Origin of the sequence: Pseudomonas kilonensis (genome assembly GCF_001269885.1) — a bacterium.
GTDB classification, from domain to species: domain Bacteria; phylum Pseudomonadota; class Gammaproteobacteria; order Pseudomonadales; family Pseudomonadaceae; genus Aquipseudomonas; species Aquipseudomonas kilonensis.
This window is the reverse complement of sequence record NZ_LHVH01000017.1, coordinates 63,233-84,616: the sequence shown is the minus strand read 5'-3', so window position 1 is coordinate 84,616 and position 21,384 is coordinate 63,233. Positions and strand designations below refer to the sequence as shown.

Below are 21,384 nucleotides of genomic sequence, written 5' to 3'. Positions count from 1 at the left end.
GGCAAAAAAAAGGGGAGCACATGCCCCCCCGAGGTTAAAGCGTTGTATCGAGGCTGTTTACTCAGCCTTCGATCTCGATCAGGATCTCGCCCGGGTTGACCCGGTCGCCCTTGGCTACATGAATCGCGGTGACCTTGCCGGCGATGGCCGCCTGCACTTCGGTTTCCATCTTCATGGCTTCGGTGATCAGCACTGCTTGACCGGCCTTCACCACGTCGCCTTCCTTGACCAGCACATCAACGATGTTGCCCGGCATGGTGGTGCTGACATGGCCCGGTGCAGTGGCTTGCTTGCGCTTGCTGCTGCCGCCACTGACAAATTCATTGAGCGGTTCGAACACGACCTCTTCCGGCATGCCATCGATGGACAGGTAGAAGTGACGCTTGCCTTCGGCCTTGACGCCCACACCGGTGATGTCGACGCGGTAGGTTTCGCCGTGAACGTCGATGACGAACTCGGTCGGCACGCCTTCGCCGCCCGCCGAGCTCACGCTGCCCGCCTCGGGGATTGGCAGCAGCACTTCCGGGGTCAGGGTGCCGGCTTCGCGTTCTTCGAGGAACTTGCGACCGATGTCCGGGAACATGGCGTAGGTCAGTACGTCCTCTTCGGACTTGGCCAGCGCACCGATTTCACCGCGCAGCTTGGTCATTTCCGGCTTGAGCAAATCGGCCGGACGCACGTCGATCACCTCTTCGCTGCCGATGGCCTGGCGACGCAGCTTCTCACTCACCAAACCCGGCGCCTTGCCGTAACCGCCCTGCAGATAGAGCTTCACTTCGTTGGTGATGGTCTTGTAGCGCTCACCGGCCAACACGTTGAAGAACGCCTGGGTACCGACGATCTGCGAGGTCGGGGTCACCAGCGGCGGGAAGCCGAGGTCTTCGCGCACGCGCGGGATCTCCGCCAGCACTTCGTTCATCCGGTTCAGTGCGCCCTGCTCTTTCAACTGGTTGGCGAGGTTGGAGATCATCCCGCCCGGCACCTGGTTGACCTGGACGCGGGTGTCCACCGCGGTGAACTCGCTTTCGAACTGGTGGTACTTCTTGCGCACGGCGTAGAAGTACAGGCCGATTTCCTGGAGCAGTTCCAGGCTCAGGCCGGTGTCGAACTCACTGCCCTTGAGGGCCGCGACCATCGACTCGGTGCCCGGATGGCTGGTGCCCCAGGCGAAGCTGGAGATCGCGGTGTCGATGTGATCGGCGCCGTTTTCGATCGCCTTGAGCTGGCACATCGCGGCCAGGCCGGCGGTGTCGTGGGAGTGGATGAACACCGGCAACGATTGCTCGGCCTTCAGCGCTTTCACCAGCTCGCCAGTGGCGTACGGGGTCAGCAGGCCGGCCATGTCCTTGATCGCCACCGAGTCGCAACCCATGGCTTCCATCTGCTTGGCCTGGGCCACGAACGCGTCGATGGTGTGCACCGGGCTGGTGGTGTAGGCGATGGTGCCCTGGGCGTGCTTGCCGGCGGCCTTCACCGCTTCGATGGCGACCCGCAGGTTACGCACGTCGTTCATCGCATCGAAAATACGGAACACATCGATGCCGTTGACGGCGGCCTTGGCCACGAACGCCTTGACCACGTCATCGCTGTAATGGCGGTAGCCCAGCAGGTTCTGGCCGCGCAGGAGCATTTGCAGACGGGTGTTAGGCAGCGCCGCGCGCAGTTGGCGCAGGCGCTCCCACGGGTCTTCTTTCAGGAAGCGCACGCAAGCGTCGAATGTCGCGCCGCCCCACACTTCCAGCGACCAATAGCCGACCTTGTCGAGCTTGTCGCAGATCGGCAGCATGTCTTCGGTGCGCATGCGGGTGGCGAGCAGCGATTGGTGGGCGTCGCGCAGGATTGTGTCGGTAACAAAGATCTTCTTGGACATGGTCATAGTTCCTTACAGGCCTGCGTGGGCGGCAATGGCGGCGGCGATGGCCAAGGCCAGCTCTTCGGGTTTGCGCTTGATCGAGTAGTTGGTCAGTTCAGGGTGGCTTTCAACGAAGCTGGTATTGAACTGGCCGCTGCGGAATTCCGGATTGCGCAGAATCTCCTGGTAATACGCGGCGGTGGTCTTGACCCCCTGCAGGCGCATGTCATCCAGGGCCCGCAGGCCACGGTCCATCGCTTCTTCCCAGGTCAACGCCCAGACCACCAGTTTCAGGCACATCGAATCGTAGAACGGCGGAATGGTGTAGCCGGTGTAGATCGCCGTGTCGGTGCGCACACCCGGGCCGCCAGGGGCGTAATAGCGGGTGATCTTGCCGAAGCTGGGCAGGAAGTTGTTTTTCGGGTCCTCGGCGTTGATACGGAACTGCAACGCAAAGCCACGGTGCTGGATGTCTTCCTGCTTGACCGACAGCGGCAACCCGGAGGCGATGCGGATCTGTTCGCGAACGATGTCGATACCGGTGATTTCTTCGGTGATGGTGTGTTCTACCTGCACCCGGGTGTTCATCTCCATGAAGTACACCTCGCCTTCGGCGAGCAGGAACTCCACGGTGCCGGCATTCTCGTAGCCCACGGCCTTGGCGGCACGCACCGACAGGTCGCCGATGTAGGCGCGCTGCTCGGGGGTCAGCTGCGGGCTCGGGGCAATTTCGATCAGCTTCTGGTTGCGGCGCTGGATCGAGCAGTCCCGTTCGAACAGGTGCACCACGTTGCCGAAACTGTCACCGAGGATCTGCGCTTCGATGTGCTTGGGATTGACGATGCACTTTTCCAGGAACACTTCCGCCGAACCGAATGCCTTGGTGGCTTCGGAAATGACCCGCGGGAAGGCCTGTTCGAGTTCTTCGCGGCTGTTGCAGCGACGGATACCACGACCGCCGCCGCCGGACGTGGCCTTGAGCATCACCGGGTAACCGATGCGATCACCTTCGGTCAGCGCTTCTTCAATGCCCGCCACGTTGCCTTCGGTGCCCGGCGTGACCGGCACACCGGCCTTGATCATGCTGCGGCGCGCTTCGGTCTTGTCGCCCATGCGGCGAATGACTTCTGCCGAAGGGCCAATGAATTTGATGCCGCGTTCAGCGCAGATGTCTGCCAGTTCGGCGTTTTCCGAGAGGAAACCGTAGCCGGGGTGCAAGGCATCACAGCCGGTTTCCACCGCCAGGTTCACCAGTTTGCGCGGGTTGAGGTAGCCGGCCAGCGGATCGGCGCCGATGCTGTGGGCCTCGTCCGCACGCTTGACGTGCAGCGCATGGCGGTCCGCGTCGGAGTAGACCGCGACCGAGCGAATGCCCATCTCGGCGCAAGCGCGCACGATGCGGACGGCAATCTCACCACGGTTGGCGATCAGGATCTTTGTTATCAATTGGAGGTTCCCTTGAGCCGGTGATACCACGGCCTGGGGTCCAGGCCGACGCGTGACCAGATGTAACAATTGGTCGCAGCCCCACACTAGTCCTGGCTGTTGATTAACAAAAATGAATAATTATTGGGTCATGCATAAGCAAAGACTTATAGTTGCGCTATCCGTCTCGGCCCAGGGTGCTTGAAAGATGCGTAAGTCATTGATGCGTATGACATTACGTCAATTGCAGATTTTCAACGAGGTGTGCGACCTGAGGTCCTACAGCCGTGCAGCTGATGAAATGTCTCTCACACAACCGGCCGTCAGCCTACAGATTCGTTCCCTGGAAGAGCTGATTGGCCAACCGCTGTTTGAGTATGTTGGCAAAAAGCTCTACATGACCGAAGCCGCCGAAGCCCTGCAACGTGCCAGCCGGGACATCTTCGGACGCCTGGAAAACCTCGACATGCAGCTCTCGGACATGCAGGGTTCGCTGCAAGGCCAATTGAAGCTGGCGGTGGAGTCCAGCGCCAAGTACTTCGTCCCGCACCTGTTCGCCGCGTTCAAGCGCCAGCATCCGGAGGTCAACCTGAACCTCACGGTGGTCAATCGCGGCCAGGTCATCCGTCGGCTCTCGGACAACCGTGACGACTTGGTGATCATGTCCATGGTGCCCCAGGACATGGGCCTGGAATTCCTGCCCTTTCTCAACAACCCCATCGTCGCCGTGGCGCCGCCCGATCATCCGTTGTGCCACATGGGCCCGCTGCGCTTGCAGGACCTGGAGCCCTATACGCTGCTGTTGCGCGAACCGGGGTCCGGCACGCGACTGGCCTGCGAGGAATATTTCAAGGAGAAACGGGTGCATTTCACCCAGACACTGGAGGTGGCGTCGGCGGAGGCCCAGCGCGAGTGTGTAGTGGCCGGGCTGGGCGTGGCGCTGTTGACGCGCCACGCCGTGAGCCGGGAACTGTCGTCCGGCGCACTCATCGAGTTGCCGGTGGAGGAATTGCCGCTGTACCGCAGCTGGTGCCTGGTGCAAGCCAGGGCCAAACGCCTGTCACCGGTGGCTCACGCCTTCCTGGCATTCGTTCGCGGCGAGCGCGCTCAGATCATCGGCCTGGTTGAGCGTTTCGACGGGAAGCCGCCGGCGTTGCCTGCCAGTAATTGAACTCTGCCGCGTCAGGAAATTCGCTGATCTCGGCCAGGAGCTGGCGCTGTTCATAGCGGTCTTCGATGGCACGACGGAACGCCATGCGGCGCTGGTCTTCCTGCTGACGACGGGTTTTGACGGCGCTGCGTTCTTCGTAGGACTGGGTCATGTCGAGACTCCCAAGACGTATACGGGAGCTTTACGATGACGGCGCGGGATGACGGTTTGGCGGCGCGTGCGTTACAGAACGATGAATTCGGGCAAACGATCCCTGTGGCGAGGGAGCTTGCTCCCTCGCCACAAAAGCCCCTCGACCTCAGGGCTTGGGATTCAGTCGTCCAGCGCCTTCACCGACTTGGGCGACAGCCGCAGGCTGCGAAGGCTGCGCTTCACGCTCTTGAGATGGTTGACCAGGCTTGGACCACGGGCCATGGCGACACCCATTGCCAGCACGTCGATCACCACCAGGTGGGCGATGCGCGAGGTCAGCGGCGTGTAGATCTCGGTGTCTTCATGGACGTCGATGGCCAGGTTGACCGTGGACAGTTCCGCCAATGGCGTCTGGCTCGGACACAAGGTGATCAGCGAGGCACCGCTTTCGCGCACCAGGTTCGCGGTGATCAGCAAGTCCTTGGAACGCCCCGACTGGGAAATGCAGATCGCCACATCGGTGGGTTTCAAGGTCACCGCTGACATGGCCTGCATGTGCGGGTCGGAATAGGCCGCAGCCGTCAGCAGCAACCGGAAGAACTTGTGCTGGGCATCGGCTGCCACCGCACCCGAGGCACCGAAGCCATAAAACTCGACACGCTGGGCCTGGGACATGGCCGTGACGGCTTTTTGCAGCGCCACCGGGTCGAGCTTCTCGCGAACCTCCATCAGCGTATGCAGGGTCGTGTCGAAGATTTTCAGGCTGTAGTCCGCCACTGAATCGTCTTCGTGGATCGCAAACTGACCGAAGCTCGCGCCGGCGGCCAGGCTTTGCGCCAGCTTGAGTTTCAGGTCCTGGAAACCCGAGCAACCGATGGCCCGGCAGAAACGCACGATGGTCGGTTCGCTGATGCCGACGCTGTGGGCAAGATCGGCCATGGAGCTATGCATCACGGCCGCAGGATCAAGCAGTACGTGATCGGCGACTTTCAGCTCCGACTTGCGTAGCAAGTGGCGTGACTGGGCGATGTGTTGCAACAGGTTCAAGGGGCTGGACTCTTGTTATGGGCAGATGCCGGGATGTAGCAAGCTTGTAGTTATACTACAAGAATTGGCTTTTTGCCCGTTCAAAACGTAACTGGATTGCCGCGCTGCCCCTTTGTTTTGGCCGAGGATCCGTCGATGTAGCAGCTTGTGCCGTAGCGCAAACCTTCAACGCTGCCGATCCGCTGATTTCCAGGCCCGTCCTGGGCTTTCAACGCGGGGAAAATCGTCTATCGGTCAATAGCCAACGCCTAAAACAACTTGCGCCCCTCAACAATATCTCCCAGTAACAATAGACAGTAGATCTTAAAACAGAACCAAGTAAGCCATCGGAAACTCATTTCTCCTTACAATCCCAATCGCAATTGAGCAGACACTCTCAAGTCAAAGTCGATATATTGGCTCCCGCAGGACGCAATCAACTTAACTACAGGAGTTACAACCATGAAAATCACGACTAAAGATTGGACCGCACAAATCGACCGCATGCCAGGTGCCGCATCTTTCCGCACCTTTGGCACCGTCACTGTAGCCAATAGCGGCGTTACCCCGACGCTGGTACGCAGCGACCTACAGGACAAGTCCTTTGACCTGCGACTGGAATTGAAACTTGAACATTCCGATGGAGTTTCACTGCAAGTACTGACCGACAAGTTCGTTGAATACAAAGAGCTGGGCGACTCCAATGTCACTGGCGTCAGTATCTTTTTCGAAGGCCAGTTACTGCACCACATCGATGACGTGCTAATCACTAACTAAGCGTAGACTCCATAACTTTCCGTCAGACGACTTCGTTGCCTGACGGGAAGTTATCGTCGTGGTTCAGGCTCATTCAACCAGGTGTTGCGCCCGCAACAACCCAGCCAACCCTTCAGCCTCCACCGGCCGGCTGATCAGATACCCTTGAACCTCATCGCAACGTTCGTTCCTGAGGAATTCGAGTTGCTCCTGCCGCTCGACGCCTTCGGCCACGACCTTGAGCGACAGCCCATGGGCCATTGCAATGATTGCCCGGGTAATTGCCGCATCCACACTGCCCTCACCCAACCCGCGAATGAACGCCTGGTCGATCTTCACGTAATCCACCGGGATGCGCTTGAGGTAGCTCAGCGATGAGTAGCCGGTGCCAAAATCGTCGATCGCCAGCTTGACTCCAAGGTCCCGCAATTGCTGGAACGTGGCGATGATGTGTTCAACGCTGTCGAGCAGTTGGCTCTCGGTCAGTTCCAGCTCCAGGTATTGCGGGGCCAGACCGGTTTCTTCCAGTACCTGCCGCACCAGGCTGACCAGCTTGCCCTGGCGCAGTTGATGCACCGACAGATTGACGGACACCCTGATCGGCGCGAGCCCCTGGCGCTGCCATTCGCATGCCTGCCAACAAGCCTGGCGCAACACGAATTCGCCAATCGGCCCGATCAACCCGGTCTCTTCGGCCAGGCCGATGAAATCCCCCGGGGGCACCCGGCCCATGGCCGGATGATCCCAACGCACCAACGCCTCGGCGGCGTTCAGGCGACCGGTCGCCAGGCACAGTTTTGGTTGATAAAAGACCTTCAGTTGTTGCTCTTCCAAGGCCTTGCGCAGCTGATTCTCCAGTTGCAGGCGCTCCAGCGTGCTGGCCTGGAGGCTATCGGTGTAGAACTGGAAGTTGTTGCCCCCCAAATGCTTGGCATGCTGCATAGCCATGTTCGCCTGGCTGACCAGTGTGGCAATTTCCCGCGTATTGTCGGGCAACAAGCTGATGCCAATCGAGGCACTGAGCACCAGTTCATGGCCTTCGATGGTCAGCGGCACACGCAGTTTGGCGGCCAGCCGGGTCGCCACCCGCGCCAGGCTTGAAAGGTTGCCATAGGCATCGAACAACACCGCAAACTCATCGCCCGATAACCGGGCGATGGTATCCGCCTCGGGCAGCGCATTGATCAGGCGTCGTGCCATTTTCTGCAACAACTGGTCGGCGATGTCATGGCCGAGACTGTCGTTGAGCAATTTGAAACGATCCAGGTTGATATGCAGCAACGCCAGGCTGCGCCGTCCGCCCTGGCGCACACGCTGATGAGCTTCGTGCAGGCGCTCGCGAAACAGCGAGCGATTGGCCAGCCCGGTCAGTTCATCGTAATGGGTCAGGTAGCGCATCCGTTCTTCGGATTCGCGGCGCGCCGAAAGATCGGCGAAGAAGCCCACGATATGGCTGACATTTCCCCGCGCATTGCGCACGACGTTCAGTTGCAGCCATTGCGGATACAACTCGCCGTTGGCACGTGCCTCTACCAACTCACCCTGCCAGGTGCCGTGCTGCTTGAGCGCTTGGCGAATGATGGGGTAATGCCGGCGCGCGTCGCGACTGCACGGCAGATCCACCACGTTGCGCCCGAGCATGTCATCGATATTGAAACCGGTGACCCGCGTGAACGCCTGATTGGCAGCGAGTAGCACGTAGTGGGGGTCGAAAATAACGATACCTTCGCTGGCGGCCTCGAACACCGTGGCCGCCAGTTGCCGCTGCTGCTCGAGTTCCTTGCTGGCGCTGATGTCTCGCCGGGTGCCAACCATACGCAGCACCCGTCCGCTCACGCTGCGCTCCACGGCCCGGCCGCGGTCTTCGATCCAGACCCAGTGACCGTCGCCGTGACGCACACGGTATTCGATCTGGTAATCCTCGCTGCGGCCCTTGAGGTGTTCGACCAGGGCTCGCTTGAGCGCCGGCAGGTCTTGAGGGTGCAGGCGCGGAGTGAGGTGAGTGAGCATCGCCGTGATGTATTCGGGCTCCAGGCCGAAGAGCTCCTTGAGCTGGGTGTGATGGACTTCATCAGTCTGCAGGTTCCAATCCCACAACCCCAGTTCACTGGCCTTGAGCGCCAGGGCCAGACGCGCCTCACTCTTGCTCAAGGCCTGGCTGGTGACCTCCAGTTCAAGACTGCGCTGCGCTACCCGCGCCTCCAGGCCCACCTGGGCCGCCCGCAGTTTTTCCTCGGCAGAACGACGCTGTTCGACCTCCCGGGCCAGCGCGTCGTTGAGCTGCGCGCTGCGGGTTTGCGCTTGCTGCAGGTGCTCGATCAGCGCCTGGTTCTGGAAGCGTCGCAACAGACTGCTTTGAATCAAGCGGTTGACTTGCCAGGCCACCACGCTCAACGAGACCAGCACAATCAGCCCAAGCCAGCCCCACCCGCGTTGCTGCTCATCGCCGCCCCAGAAGAGATAGCCGATGGCCGGTAACAGGCAGGGCAAGGTAAAGGACAGGAAGGCGGGAAGACTCACCGCGTAGGCCACGCTGGCGGACAGGGCCGCCGCGCCAATCAGGCCGAACACCCAGGCCTGCTGCTGGAAGCTGTCGGCCGGGACCAGCGCGATACCGGCCCCAGCCAGCGTCAGGCCAGTCATCGCGGAACCCAGCAAAAACATGCGCAACCAGATCGGGTGTGCCTGGCGGCTCGGCATCGCCGAATCGAAAGCCGCCACCTGGATCACCCGCAAGGCCACCAGTGACAGCAACCAGACGAGCCAGACGCTGACCAGGAAATAGCGCCGCGGCTCCCACAACAGCGCGGCGCAGACCAGACCGTTGAGCAACATGAACAGCGTAGGCAGCAGCGAGCCTTGATACAGCAGACGTGTGCGCTCGACCGCCATCTCCATGGCGTACTGCTTGCAGATGATCCGCGGCTCCACACAGGGGCCCGCCGGATCGGAATTGAGGGTCATTGGCACTGTTCTTGTTCTTATTCAGTAGAGCGTGGAGAACCCGAAACAAGCACCGAGCATACACAAGCCATGGGCCATCCCACACTGCCCCAGCTCATAAAAATACGGAAAAAGTCGCTATTTCATTGGCTCGCGCCCCTTCGAAGCGAGTCCCGCCAATGGCTGTAGCCTATGACCCGCCGGTCATCCACAACCGGTCTTTTATCGGCTGATGCAAAGCTCGGTTTGCCCGGGGTGACGCCGCACCCTAGAATGCCCCGATGCGCGATGATCTCTCCCTTCTGCTGAACTCCCTCAACGATGCCCAACGTCAGGCCGTAGCCGCCTCCGTGGGTCGTCAGTTGGTCCTGGCCGGTGCCGGCTCCGGTAAAACCCGAGTGCTGGTGCACCGTATCGCCTGGTTGATCCAGGTCGAGAACGCCTCGCCCCATTCGATCCTGTCGGTGACGTTCACCAACAAGGCCGCGGCCGAGATGCGCCATCGCATCGAGCAACTGATGGGCATCAACCCCGCCGGCATGTGGGTCGGCACGTTCCACGGCCTGGCGCACCGCTTGTTGCGGGCGCATTGGCAGGAGGCCGGGCTGAGCCAGACCTTCCAGATCCTGGACAGCGACGACCAGCAGCGCCTGGTCAAGCGGGTGATCCGCGAGCTGGGCCTGGACGAGCAGCGCTGGCCAGCCCGCCAGGCGCAATGGTTCATCAACGGCCAGAAAGACGAAGGCCTGCGCCCGCAACACATCCAGGCCAGCGGCGACCTGTTCCTGGCGACCATGCGCAGCATCTACGAAGCCTACGAGGCGGCGTGCCAGCGTGCCGGAGTCATCGACTTCTCCGAGCTGCTGCTACGGGCGCTGGACCTGTGGCGCGACCACCCAGGCCTGCTGGCCCATTACCAGAAGCGCTTCCGGCATGTACTGGTGGACGAATTCCAGGACACCAACGCCGTGCAATACGCCTGGTTGCGCCTGCTCGCCAAGGGCGGTGACAGCCTGATGGTGGTGGGTGACGACGACCAGTCGATCTACGGCTGGCGCGGCGCCAAAATCGAGAACATCCACCAATACTCGGCGGACTTCCCGGACGCCGAAGTCATCCGCCTGGAACAGAACTACCGCTCCACCGCCGGCATCCTCAAGGCCGCCAATGCCCTGATCGCCAACAACACCGGGCGCCTGGGCAAGGAATTGTGGACCGACGGCGGCGAAGGCGAGGCAATCAACCTCTACGCCGCCTTCAACGAACACGACGAAGCCCGCTACGTGGTGGAAACCATCGAAAGCGCGCTGAAAACCGGCCTGGCCCGCAGCGACATCGCCATCCTGTACCGTTCCAACGCCCAGTCACGGGTGCTCGAAGAGGCCTTGCTGCGCGAGCGAATCCCCTACCGCATCTACGGCGGCCAGCGCTTCTTCGAGCGTGCTGAAATCAAGAACGCCATGGCCTACCTGCGCTTGATCGAAGGTCGTGGCAACGATGCAGCCCTGGAGCGGGTGATCAACGTGCCAACGCGGGGCATTGGCGAGAAAACCGTCGAGGCGATTCGCGATCACGCACGCCACAGCCATGTGTCCATGTGGGAAGCCATGCACCAACTGGTCGCCAACAAAGGCATGACCGGTCGCGCCGCCGGTGCGCTGAAGGCCTTCATGGACCTGATCGAGGACCTGGCCGCCAAGTGCGGGGAAATGCCTCTGCACTTGATGACCCAGACCGTCATCGAACAGTCCGGCCTGATCGCCTACCACGAAGCGGAAAAAGGCGAGAAAGGCCAGGCCCGGGTGGAAAACCTTGAGGAACTGGTCAGCGCCGCGCGCAACTTCGAAAGCACCGAAGAAGACGAAGACCTGACGCCGCTGTCGGCCTTCCTGGGTCATGCCTCCCTGGAGGCCGGCGACACCCAGGCCGACGAGCATGAAGACAGCATCCAACTGATGACCCTGCACAGCGCCAAGGGCCTGGAATTCCCCTACGTGTTCCTCGTGGGTATGGAAGAGGGCCTGTTTCCCCACAAGATGAGCCTGGAGGAACCGGGCCGCCTGGAAGAGGAACGGCGCCTGGCCTATGTCGGTATCACCCGCGCCATGCAGAATCTGGTGCTGACCTACGCCGAAACCCGACGTTTGTATGGCAGCGAGACCTACAACAAGGTGTCGCGCTTCGTGCGTGAAGTCCCGAAGGGCCTGATTCAGGAAGTGCGGCTGTCCAACAGTGTCAGCCGACCGTTCGGTGGCGGCCAGCAACAAAGCACCAGCAGCCTGTTCGGCGGCAGCAACATCCCGGAAACCGGCTTCAGCCTCGGCCAGACCGTGCGGCATTCGGTATTCGGCGACGGCGTGATCCTCAACTTCGAGGGCGCTGGCGCCCAGGCGCGGGTGCAGGTGAACTTCAGCGAAGGCAGCAAGTGGCTGATGCTGGGGTATGCCAAGCTCGAAGCGATCTAAGGATTTCGTAAGAAGCACCTTGCTGTGGGAGCAAGGCTTGCCCGCGAGGCGGTGGCACATTCAACACAGATGCGTCAGACAGATCGCTATCGCGGGCAAGCCTTGCTCCCACAGGTATCTCTCTCTATCCCACATTAGTTTCCGACCGAACTTATTTACTTTTCCTACAGCCCAAAGCGAACAAGCCTTCTTGCACAGCCGAAGCTGAACCTAAGCTGTCACGCAAAAGCCCGAAACACTCTGTCACTAGCCAGCAACAGTTCAGCTGTGCAACATGGCGCGCGTGCTATCCACAAATGGGAATGCCTTTATATGAAACGTTTTCTTAGCATCGCCATGGCGCTGTGCATCGGCCTGACGATGGCCATCGACGCCAATGCCGCCAAGCGTTTTGGCGGTGGTAAAAGCTCGGGCGCTGCCCCGACTCACCAGACCAGCCAGATGGCACCGTCCTCTGCCGCCGGTTCTACCGCTGCCACCGCAGGCGCGGCCGGTGCCGCAGGCGCTGCCACCAAGGCCAGCGGTGCTTCGCGCTGGCTCGGCCCCCTGGCCGGCATCGCCGCCGGTGGCCTGCTCGCCTCCATGTTCATGGGCGACGGCTTCCAGGGCATGCAGATCTTCGACATCCTGATCATGGCGGTCATCGCCTTCCTGGTCTTCCGCTTCATTGCCGCCCGTCGTCGCAAGCAGCAGGAGCAATTGGCTCCAGCCGGCCACGCGCCGATGCAGCGTGAAGTGTTCAACCAGCAGCCTGCCAGTGGTTCGATCTTCGGCGGTTCGGCAGCGCCTGCCGCCGTCCGTCCGGTCATCAATGCGCCAGCCTGGTTCAACGAAGGCCGCTTCGTCGAAGCCGCGCGCAACCATTTCATGTCCCTGCAGCAACATTGGGACGCGAACGAAATGGACAAGATCTCCGAGTTCGTGACCCCGCAGCTGCTGGAGTTCCTCAAGCGCGAGCGGGCCGAACTGGGCGATGGCTTCCAGTCCACCTACATCGACAATCTGAACGTGCAACTGGACGGCGTCGACGATCGCGCCGACAAGACCATCGCCACCCTGACCTTCAGCGGTGTGTCGAAGGATTCTCGCTTCGACAAGGGCGAAGCGTTCAGCGAAAGCTGGAACATGGAACGTGCCCAGGGCGATGACCAGCCTTGGCTGGTGGCCGGTATCCGCCAGAACGGTTGAACCTTTGCCCGTTTTGCATGTTGAAATAAAAGAACCCCGGCTCAGGCCGGGGTTTTCTATTTCGCAGTTGCATCTATAGCGAGCTACTGTATAAACCGCTCCATATAAAACCGCGCCATCGAGAAAGAGGATCCCCGGACGTGGAAGAAATCATCGAACAATTGCGTGAAGCCAACGAGCCCGTACCGGTCCCGCTGGAGTTGCCCGACGAAGACTTGCTGGTAGAGATCGAGGAGCAGCTGTTCATCGATATCCCATTCGTCTTCAGGGAGTTTTTGCTGACCGTCAGCGATGTCGTCTATGGCAGCCTGGAACCGGTGACCGTCACCGATCCACAATCCCACACCTACCTGCCGGACGTTGCCGCCAATGCCTGGGATGCCGGTGTCGACCGCAGCCTGATCCCGATCTGCCAGGACGGCGACGATTATTATTGCGTCGAAGAAGACGGCACTGTGGTGCTGTGGCAGGCCGAGGAAGAACTGGTCGCCGAAGAAACCTGGGAATCGGTCTGGCACTGGGCGCGGGACGTCTGGCTGGAAAGCTGAGCCCCGTCGCCGGTCAATGCCCGGACGGGTCCTTGTGATTGTCCAGGGTTTCAAGCAAGGCCACCTGCATCCGTGTATGCAGGCGGATGAACCAGCGCCAGAGCAGTGCCGCCACGGCGGTCGCCACTACGGCGATCAGTACGAGCAACTTGTTGGTCGGCAGAATGCTGGCCGACAAGGCTGCCAATAGCAGGAAAATCACCAGCAGCGAGAGAATCGGGATCACTTCGGCGATCACCCGACGCACGCGCTGGGTGTGGCGGCCAGCCATCTCCGGCTTCACGCCCATCTCCGCCAGCAGCATCGACAGCGCCTTGAGCTTGCGATAGGCGGCGATCAGGAACGGTAGCGACAGCAACAACGCCCCGCCCCAAATCAAGGCTTTCTGCCAGCTCGGGTCGCTGATCCACGCTTGCAGGTAAGCCGACATCCGCTCGGCGAAATAACCGCCCGAGACAAAAATCGCAATGACCAGCGCCAGGTTGACGCCGACCTGCAGCAAGATCCGCCGGATCATCGACGCCACCAACGCCCCTTCACCATGGGGCTGGATGCTGCGCAGCCATTCGCCATACATCCCCAGCACCCGCGTCAGCCGTTGCGGCATGACCGTCGCCAACTTGACGGACAGTGGGTCGGCGGCCCGGATCAGGTACGGCGTCAGCAGTGTGGTCAACACCGAGACGGCGACCGCGACTGGATAGAGGAAATCGCTGGTGACCTGCAGGGTCATCCCCAACGACGCGATGATGAAGGAGAATTCGCCGATCTGCGAAAGGCCCATCCCAACGCGCAGCGAGGTGCGTCCGTCGTTGCCGGCGATAAAGGCACCGAGGCCGCAGGACAACATCTTGCCGAGCACCACTGCCCCCGTGATCACCGCAATCGGCCAGGCGTACTGCAGCAATATCGCCGGATCGAGCATCAGCCCGATGGCGACGAAAAAAATCGCGCTGAACAGATCGCGCACCGGTTCCACCAGCCGCTCGATTTTCAGCAGTTGCCGGGACTCGGCCATGATCGCACCGATCAGGAACGCCCCGAGCACCATGCTGTATTCCAGCTTCACCACCAGCAGGCAGAAACCAAAACACAGGCCCAGCACGGTAATCAGCAACATTTCGTTGCTGTCGAACTTCGCCACGTAGGCCAGCACCCTCGGCACCAGCAGAATGCCGATGACCAACGCGACGATCATGAACAACGACAACTTGCCGACCGTGGAAAACACCTCGCCGGAGCTCACGGTGCCGCTGACGGCAATGCTCGACAGCAAGGCGATGATGCCAATACCGAGGATGTCCTCGACGATCAACACCCCGAAGATCAGCTGCGCAAAACGCTCGTTCTTCATCTTCAGGTCGTTGAGGGCCTTGACGATGATGGTGGTGGAGGAAATGGCCAGGATCGCGCCGAGGAACAGCGAATCCATGGTGCTCCACTCGAACCAGCGGCCGATTTCATAACCGATCCAGATCATCAGCACGATTTCGAGGAACGCCGCGATGAAGGCCGTGGCCCCAACCTTGAACAGTTTGCGCAGGCTGAACTCCAGGCCCAGGCAAAACATCAGGAAGATCACCCCGAGCTCGGCCAGGGTCTTGATCGTGTCTTCGTCGTGGATAAAACCGAACGGCGGCGTATGCGGGCCGATGATGAAGCCGGCCACGATGTAGCCCAATACCACCGGTTGCTTGAAACGATGAAAGAGCACGGTCACCAGCCCCGCTGCCATCATGATGATTGCCAAGTCTTGAATGAAACTGATGGCATGCATGTCGGGGCTCCCTGTTCAAATGACTCATCGCAGAGCTGGAGAAATCCATTTCCTCTGTAGGAATTGCCCTCACAACGGGCTTTTGAAGGGTAACACCGCGACTTCCGACAAAAAGACGGTGCAATATATGGAAACAGATCCATCGGCGCGTGACGGCAACCACAGGCGCAGCGTCCCGATATCGGTGGTTTTAAAAACCTGGTGACCTGTTTGCAGGCCACTCACCAGCACCCGCAGAGGTGCACTCCAACATTGCTGCCTTGAACCGTGAGTACGTTATGGAACCCGGAAACGCCCAGCTGTCGATGACGGTGTTGATGACCCCCGATATGGCCAACTTCTCTGGCAATGTCCATGGCGGCACCTTGCTCAAATACCTCGACGAAGTCGCCTACGCCTGCGCCAGCCGCTACGCCGGGCGCTACGTGGTGACCCTGTCGGTTGACCAGGTCATTTTCCGTGAGCCGATTCATGTCGGCGAACTGGTGACCTTCCTGGCCTCGGTGAACTACACCGGCAACACGTCGATGGAAGTGGGCATCAAAGTCGTGACCGAAAATATTCGCGAACGCTCGGTGCGCCACACCAACAGTTGCTTCTTCACCATGGTTGCGGTGGATGACCTGCGTAAACCCGCAGCCGTGCCGCCCTTGCAGCCGCAAAACAGCGAAGAAAAACGCCGCTACGAACAAGCCCAGCAACGCCGGCAGATTCGCCAGGAGCTGGAAAAGCGTTATCAGGATATCAAGGCGGACGGGCCTTAACCGACATGTGGGAGCTTGCTCGCGATAGCGGTCGATCAGTCAATATTGATGCTGACTGACACACCGCTATCGCGAGCAAGCTCGCTCCCACAAGGGGCTTGCATTGATCAGAGGCTGATCGGCACTGCCTCGAACCGCACCCGTGGATGGGCGATCCGGTCCTGGGCGCGGACCAGTTCCAGCTCATAGCTTGTGCAGGCCTGGGTTTCCAACAGCACTTCATGCACCGCTGCGGCAGTGAACTCGAGCGCCGCCACCAGACTGTCCCCCAACAGTATCCGCGCCAGGAACAACCCTGACGTCAGGTCACCCACGCCCACCGGCTGACGCGGGAAAGCCAACAGCGGACGGCGCAGGTGCCAACTGCCATCGGCGGTCACCAGCAGCATTTCGAAGCTGTCATCCGGCTTGCCAGGGTAGGCCAGGTGCTTGACCAGCACCGCCTTCGGGCCACGGGCCAGCAACGCCCGGGCCATGGCCAGGCAATCGAGCAAAGATTGCGCCTTGCGCCCCGAAAAACTGTCCAGTTCCAGTTGGTTCGGGCACATGAGGTCCGCCACGGCAGCAGCTTCTTCCAGGAGAAACTCGCTCACTTCGGGCGCCACGATACAGCCCTTCTCTGGATGCCCCATGACCGGGTCACACAGGTACAGCGCCTTCGGATTGGCGGCCTTGATCCGCGCCACGCCCGTCAGAATCGCCCGCCCCTGAGCCGCGCTGCCCAGGTAACCGGACAACACCGCATCGCAGTGACCCAGCTCACCGATGGCCGCAATGCCTTCTACCAGTGCCGGTATCTGCTCTGGCGCCAGCACTTCCCCGGTCCATTGGCCGTACTGGGTGTGATTGGAAAACTGCACGGTGTTGAGCGGCCAAACGTTCACGCCAACCCGCTGCATCGGAAACACTGCGGCGCTATTGCCGGCGTGTCCGAACACCACGTGGGACTGAATGGCAAGCAGATGAGGCGTACGTTTCATGCGGGAAGTTTCCGTAAAACGATTGAAATTCAAGCCGCGCAGTATGCGACTAAACGCAGCCTGTACGACAGACCGGCGAGACAGTTAAGCTGGCAGCAACTTGTTGGAGCACTTTGTTCATGCTGACCCTTGGAAACATTTTCGTGCTGATGCTGCTGGCTACCGGCGGCGCCTGGCTGTGGCACAACCATGGCTTGCGCGAACGGGCGTTGGCGAGGGTCATGCAGCATTGCGCCAACCTCAAGATCGAGCTGCTGGACGGCAACGTGGCGCTGAAAAGGATCGGTTTCGTGAAAGACGCCAGCGGACGACGACGGCTGGCTCGCGTCTACACCTTCGAGTTCACCGTCACCGGCGAAAGCCGCCATTCGGGCACCATCACTCAGTTTGGTGCCCACAGCGCACAAATAGAACTAGCGCCCTACCCGATGCCCTTCGAAGAAACACCGCCACCCTCCATTGAACCGGTCCAGACCAGACCCAGGGCTGAAGTCATCGAGTTGAGCCAATGGCGCCAGGAACACAACAAATGGAAGCCTTGAAACGGGGCTGACTCAGCGACACCGACAGTTCGCCAGCCCGGCTCGCAGGCGATCAACGTCTTGCACCTGATCGAAAATCAGCTCGATCCGAGAATCCTGGCGCCACTCACTGGTTTGCCAACCCACCACCGCCCCCTCCAGCGCATTGGCTGAAACCCAACCACCGACGCTGTGGATAACCATCTTCGCCCGTTTCCAGTCCTGGCCTTGCAGCCATTGCGTCAGCGCCGCTGCGTCGAATTGCTGGCTGGGGTGCCAGCGCCAACCAATACTCCAGCCGCCTTCCTGCTGCTGATACAAGCAGATCGGCAGCGTCGGGTCGGACCAAATGGCCGGTATTTGGCCCAGGCTCTTCGGTAGATTCAAGTTATCCACAGCCCCACTGCCCCGAGCCGCAAGGCCTGGCAATCGATCGATCGGCAGCGCAGCCTGTTGCGTCCAGTACAACGCACGCCCTGGCAGTTGCGCCGTCAGCCGTTCGCGATCGGCTTGTGTGAGGGTCTCGGACTTGTTCAGCACCAGCAGTCCGGCATCCGCCAGGATTTGTTGCTGCGCGTCGGGCAAGGGCTTGCCGTCCGCCATCGCCCGGGCGTCCAACACCAGCACACAGGATTGCACCGCCAGCACACCGAGCCATGGCGCTTCGCTCAGCTGGCGCATCAACTGCGCCGGATGACCCAGGCCCGAGGGTTCGATGAACAGCCGATCTGGCCGGGCCTTGCGCAGCAAACGCCCAAGACCGATCTGAAACGGCGCGCCGTTGACGCAGCACAAGCAGCCGCCGGCCACTTCGCCCAGTGCGATACCATCGCCCGCCTGGGTCAGCAACGCGGCATCCAGGCCGATCTGGCCGAACTCATTGATCAACACCGCCCAGCGCTCATTGGCCGGGCGCTGCGCCAGCAGATGCCTGATCAGGCTGGTCTTGCCGGCGCCCAAGGGACCGGCGATGACATGAGTGGGAATGTGCTGCAACATAATCGACGGCTTTCGATGGAGGTGAATATGCGAATGATCGGCTGGTTGTTACTGGCACTGACTTCGAACCAGGCATTGGCCCAGGCTTGCGTGGTCCACAGCCAGGCGGAGCGGCTGGATGTGAAAGTCTGCCAGCAGAACCGCAACATCCCGCAGAAGCTGTTTGCCGATGGTTTCTGCCAGCCAAACCTTGCCGGCCAGAAGGTCGAGGTGCAATACGTCGATCAATGCCCTGGCGGCGCGTTCGGCGTCTGCAGCAACGCCCAGGTCGCCAATATGCCTTACCGCCAGGATATTCACTATTACGGCGTGGCGACCGATGCCGCTTATCTGCAGCCCTTTTGCGAAGGGCAGAGCCAAGGCACCTGGCTCAAGCCTTAAGCCAGCCAATCCAGCGTGAGAATCAATCGACGCTCTCCCGGCGCGAGCTCCGGTGATCGATGGATCAGGCCAAGGCCCTCGTTGCCGTGCCATTTTTCGCCTTTAAGCAAACCCACATCACCGCAACGAAACTGCTGGATCACGCGCGGATCACTGGGCTCAGCCTCAGGCTCGGCAAGTCGTCGACGGTCCATGGCACCTTCCTCAAGCCACTGGCTGCCGACGCCCGCATAGGTGGTCAGCAGCCGCACCGGCACGTGGTCAACGTGAAAGCGCGGGCACATCGCCTTGTCCAGCGTGCGCAGGCGCAGGCCGACACGTTGGGCACCCAATAGGCAGGCAAATGCACTGACCAGCCAGGAGACATCGGCGATAAAGCCTTCATAACCTTGCAGGTCGCTGAAACCTGCCGCGAGCCCTCGCAGCGCCGGCTGCGTGTCTTCCTCCGGCAACTCGAGCACGCGTGATTCGGCCAGCGACGGGTCCATCGCCAGCACCATGGCCGCAAAATCGCTGATGTGTGCAGGAAGCTGACGCTGCCAGACCGCCAGGTTGGTGCCGTCGTCCAGGATCTGCGTGAATACCCCTGGCGTATCACCTTGGACCTGTCGTGCCTGCGTAGCCCTTTTCAGACTGGGCGCCAGCATCACGCCGCGACCTCGTCATGCCACGGGCCGAACGGATCGGGTAACAAGCACCAATTTTCGGCGCCTAAGGCCATTTCCGCGTCGGTGAGCAAGCAAGCGTCCAGTTCGGCGGTGAGCTGGCTGAAGTCGATGTCCTGACCAATGAACACCAGCTCCTGACGGCAATCGCCTGTGGCAGCGAGCCAGTTCTTCATGATCGCCGCTGTGCTCTCTTCATCCTGCGGCCATTGGTTTTTCGGCACGAACCGCCACCAGCGCCCGGCGAAACCATGCCGCATCAAGCCCCCGGCCTGGGACCAACTGCCCGCCTCCTCAGGTTTGCTGGCCAGCCAGAAGAACCCCTTGGAGCGCAGGAGTTTGCCGTTAGGCCATGGACGGTCGATGAAACTGAAAAAGCGCTCGGGATGAAACGGTCGGCGTGCCCGATAGGCGGTCGAGGCGATGCCATATTCCTCGGTTTCTGGCACGTGCTCGCCACGCAGCTCCTGCAACCAACCAGGGGCCTGGGCGGCGCGTTCGAAGTCAAAAAGGCCTGTGTCGAGGATCCGGCCCAGCGGCACCTGCCCCATGACCATGGGGAAGATCTGCGCCTGGGCGTTGAGGCGCTGCAGAATCGCGGTCAACTCTTCCCGTTCATGCTGGCTGATCAGGTCAATCTTGCTGATCAGAATCACGTCGGCAAACTCGATCTGTTCGATCAGCAGGTCGGTGATCGAGCGTTCATCGTCCTCACCCAGGGTTTCACCGCGGGACGCAAGGCTTTCAGCGGCCTGGTAATCCAACAGGAAATTCACCCCATCGACCACCGTCACCATAGTGTCGAGTCGCGCCACATCGGCCAGGCTTCGGCCTTCTTCATCACGAAACGTGAAGGTTTCTGCCACTGGCAGCGGTTCGGAAATACCCGTGGACTCGATCAGCAGGTAATCGAAACGCCCTTCCCTGGCGAGTTGCCCGACTTCTTCGAGCAGGTCCTCGCGCAACGTGCAGCAGATGCAGCCGTTGCTCATTTCCACCAGTTTCTCTTCGGAACGACTCAGGGTGACATCTCGCTGAACTTCGCTGCCATCGAGGTTGATTTCGCTCATATCGTTGACGATCACCGCAACCCGTAGATTGTCGCGATTACGCAAAACGTGGTTGAGCAGTGTGCTTTTACCGGCACCGAGGAATCCGGAAAGCACGGTTACGGGAAGACGATTGGGCATCAGGTATATCCTCATCGGGCGGCCGCTTCGACTACGGCTCGTTTCCAGGGTTTGGCTAGATTCAGGGGCAAGGCGCTTATGTTATAGTATAACAACGCAATTCAACCAGCCCCCGCCATCCCGCATTGGCCTGAGATCACTCCATGCGCAATCATCTGAAATTCGTATTGGCGAGCCCGTTGTTGCTGTGGGTGTTAAGCGTTTCGGCCCAAACCTCACTCCTGGCGAACTGCACCCGCAGTGCAAATCTGCTGGCGTGCGTGGACATCCAGGGCAACGCCTACAGCGTCGCAACGGCGGGCAACACCATTTATTTACGAGGTTTTGAAGCGGCCAGTCGTCGTTATTGGGCGCAAACAAACAGCCGTTACGGTCAGCTCACCTTCTTTACCGGCTTGGCATCGGATGGAGAAAGTTGGGTCGGATACAGCCGGCGAGTGGGCTGGACGACCCTTAATCGTTTCTCGAGCTCCGGTGGTAGTGGGGGCGCATTTGTATGCGGGCGCATGAACGGCTGCCAGGATTCATCGCGCTGATGTTTCACGTGGAACGTGAACGTTTGGGGAGATGAAACTCCTTTCATGGAAAAGGTTTCTTTAAA

19 protein-coding genes are annotated in these 21,384 nt (G+C 60.5%); 9 read left to right on the top strand and 10 right to left on the bottom strand.

Features of this window, described 5'->3' with window-relative positions; translation table 11 throughout:
- Positions 1 to 61: 61 nt before the first annotated feature.
- Together oadA and AD662_RS07000 are read right to left on the bottom strand one after the other, a co-directional pair.
- On the bottom strand, positions 62 to 1,870 hold the full coding sequence (gene oadA / locus AD662_RS07005) for a sodium-extruding oxaloacetate decarboxylase subunit alpha (RefSeq protein ID WP_053186246.1): 1,809 nt from the start codon (positions 1,868 to 1,870) through the stop codon (positions 62 to 64).
- Positions 1,871 to 1,882: 12 nt separating this feature from the next.
- Entirely contained in the window at positions 1,883 to 3,298 is a 1,416-nt protein-coding gene (locus tag AD662_RS07000; protein WP_003187105.1) for an acetyl-CoA carboxylase biotin carboxylase subunit, read from the bottom strand.
- Between the two features lie 187 nt (positions 3,299 to 3,485).
- Here AD662_RS07000 and AD662_RS06995 point away from each other — a divergent pair, with 187 nt between their 5' ends.
- Positions 3,486 to 4,448, top strand: coding sequence for a LysR family transcriptional regulator (locus AD662_RS06995; protein ID WP_013694598.1), 963 nt, complete (start codon positions 3,486 to 3,488; stop codon positions 4,446 to 4,448).
- Here the strand turns inward: AD662_RS06995 and AD662_RS06990 are convergent.
- Positions 4,390 to 4,599 (bottom strand): PA3496 family putative envelope integrity protein, encoded by a 210-nt coding sequence (locus AD662_RS06990; protein ID WP_018613928.1) that lies wholly within the window; start codon positions 4,597 to 4,599, stop codon positions 4,390 to 4,392. The two genes, AD662_RS06995 and AD662_RS06990, sit on opposite strands and share 59 nt — an antisense overlap.
- 161 nt (positions 4,600 to 4,760) lie before the next feature.
- Complete coding sequence (gene hexR, locus AD662_RS06985; protein ID WP_003187110.1) at positions 4,761 to 5,627, bottom strand: transcriptional regulator HexR; 867 nt, start codon at positions 5,625 to 5,627, stop codon at positions 4,761 to 4,763.
- Positions 5,628 to 6,068: 441 nt separating this feature from the next.
- Here hexR and AD662_RS06980 point away from each other — a divergent pair, with 441 nt between their 5' ends.
- Positions 6,069 to 6,383: a hypothetical protein gene (locus AD662_RS06980; protein WP_018613925.1), complete on the top strand. Its 315-nt coding sequence runs from the start codon at positions 6,069 to 6,071 to the stop codon at positions 6,381 to 6,383.
- Positions 6,384 to 6,452: 69 nt separating this feature from the next.
- Here the strand turns inward: AD662_RS06980 and AD662_RS06975 are convergent, their stop codons facing one another.
- Positions 6,453 to 9,326 carry a putative bifunctional diguanylate cyclase/phosphodiesterase gene (locus tag AD662_RS06975; RefSeq protein WP_053186243.1) on the bottom strand — a complete coding sequence of 958 codons (2,874 nt, stop codon included), beginning with the start codon at positions 9,324 to 9,326 and terminating at the stop codon, positions 6,453 to 6,455.
- Between the two features lie 260 nt (positions 9,327 to 9,586).
- On the opposite strand from AD662_RS06975, the gene uvrD reads away from it, so the two are divergent.
- The 3 genes from uvrD to AD662_RS06960 all read left to right on the top strand — a co-directional run bounded on the left by uvrD (position 9,587) and on the right by AD662_RS06960 (position 13,506).
- On the top strand, positions 9,587 to 11,770 hold the full coding sequence (gene uvrD / locus AD662_RS06970) for a DNA helicase II (protein WP_018613920.1): 2,184 nt from the start codon (positions 9,587 to 9,589) through the stop codon (positions 11,768 to 11,770).
- A gap of 312 nt (positions 11,771 to 12,082) precedes the next feature.
- A complete protein-coding gene (locus tag AD662_RS06965) occupies positions 12,083 to 12,958 on the top strand; it encodes a Tim44 domain-containing protein (protein WP_018613918.1) in 876 nt (291 codons plus the stop codon).
- Between the two features lie 140 nt (positions 12,959 to 13,098).
- On the top strand, positions 13,099 to 13,506 hold the full coding sequence (locus AD662_RS06960; RefSeq protein WP_024616886.1) for an SMI1/KNR4 family protein: 408 nt from the start codon (positions 13,099 to 13,101) through the stop codon (positions 13,504 to 13,506).
- 13 nt (positions 13,507 to 13,519) lie between these two features.
- On the opposite strand, the gene AD662_RS06955 is transcribed toward AD662_RS06960, so the two are convergent.
- Positions 13,520 to 15,283 (bottom strand): cation:proton antiporter, encoded by a 1,764-nt coding sequence (locus tag AD662_RS06955; protein ID WP_053183203.1) that lies wholly within the window; start codon positions 15,281 to 15,283, stop codon positions 13,520 to 13,522.
- Positions 15,284 to 15,561: 278 nt separating this feature from the next.
- Between AD662_RS06955 and AD662_RS06950 the strand changes: the two genes are divergently transcribed.
- Positions 15,562 to 16,047 (top strand): acyl-CoA thioesterase, encoded by a 486-nt coding sequence (locus AD662_RS06950; RefSeq protein WP_003206993.1) that lies wholly within the window; start codon positions 15,562 to 15,564, stop codon positions 16,045 to 16,047.
- 107 nt (positions 16,048 to 16,154) lie between these two features.
- Here AD662_RS06950 and pdxY read toward each other — a convergent pair whose 3' ends face one another.
- A complete protein-coding gene (pdxY, locus tag AD662_RS06945) occupies positions 16,155 to 17,027 on the bottom strand; it encodes a pyridoxal kinase PdxY (protein ID WP_053186240.1) in 873 nt (290 codons plus the stop codon).
- 119 nt (positions 17,028 to 17,146) lie between these two features.
- Here pdxY and AD662_RS06940 point away from each other — a divergent pair, with 119 nt between their 5' ends.
- A complete protein-coding gene (locus AD662_RS06940; RefSeq protein ID WP_053186237.1) occupies positions 17,147 to 17,569 on the top strand; it encodes a DUF3301 domain-containing protein in 423 nt (140 codons plus the stop codon).
- 12 nt (positions 17,570 to 17,581) lie between these two features.
- On the opposite strand, the gene AD662_RS06935 is transcribed toward AD662_RS06940, so the two are convergent.
- Positions 17,582 to 18,547, bottom strand: a complete 966-nt coding sequence (locus AD662_RS06935; protein WP_053183208.1) for a CobW family GTP-binding protein — start codon at positions 18,545 to 18,547, stop codon at positions 17,582 to 17,584.
- A 27-nt stretch (positions 18,548 to 18,574) separates the two neighbouring features.
- Here AD662_RS06935 and AD662_RS06930 point away from each other — a divergent pair, with 27 nt between their 5' ends.
- A complete protein-coding gene (locus AD662_RS06930; protein WP_014340943.1) occupies positions 18,575 to 18,928 on the top strand; it encodes a hypothetical protein in 354 nt (117 codons plus the stop codon).
- On the opposite strand, the gene AD662_RS06925 is transcribed toward AD662_RS06930, so the two are convergent.
- Positions 18,925 to 19,575 carry a DUF1826 domain-containing protein gene (locus AD662_RS06925; RefSeq protein WP_018613905.1) on the bottom strand — a complete coding sequence of 217 codons (651 nt, stop codon included), beginning with the start codon at positions 19,573 to 19,575 and terminating at the stop codon, positions 18,925 to 18,927. The genes AD662_RS06930 and AD662_RS06925 overlap by 4 nt on opposite strands.
- Positions 19,575 to 20,783 carry a zinc metallochaperone GTPase ZigA gene (gene zigA, locus AD662_RS06920; protein ID WP_053186234.1) on the bottom strand — a complete coding sequence of 403 codons (1,209 nt, stop codon included), beginning with the start codon at positions 20,781 to 20,783 and terminating at the stop codon, positions 19,575 to 19,577. The genes AD662_RS06925 and zigA overlap by 1 nt, the downstream gene beginning before the upstream one ends.
- 143 nt (positions 20,784 to 20,926) lie before the next feature.
- On the opposite strand from zigA, the gene AD662_RS28190 reads away from it, so the two are divergent.
- Positions 20,927 to 21,319, top strand: a complete 393-nt coding sequence (locus tag AD662_RS28190; RefSeq protein ID WP_018613900.1) for a hypothetical protein — start codon at positions 20,927 to 20,929, stop codon at positions 21,317 to 21,319.
- Positions 21,320 to 21,384: the final 65 nt, after the last annotated feature.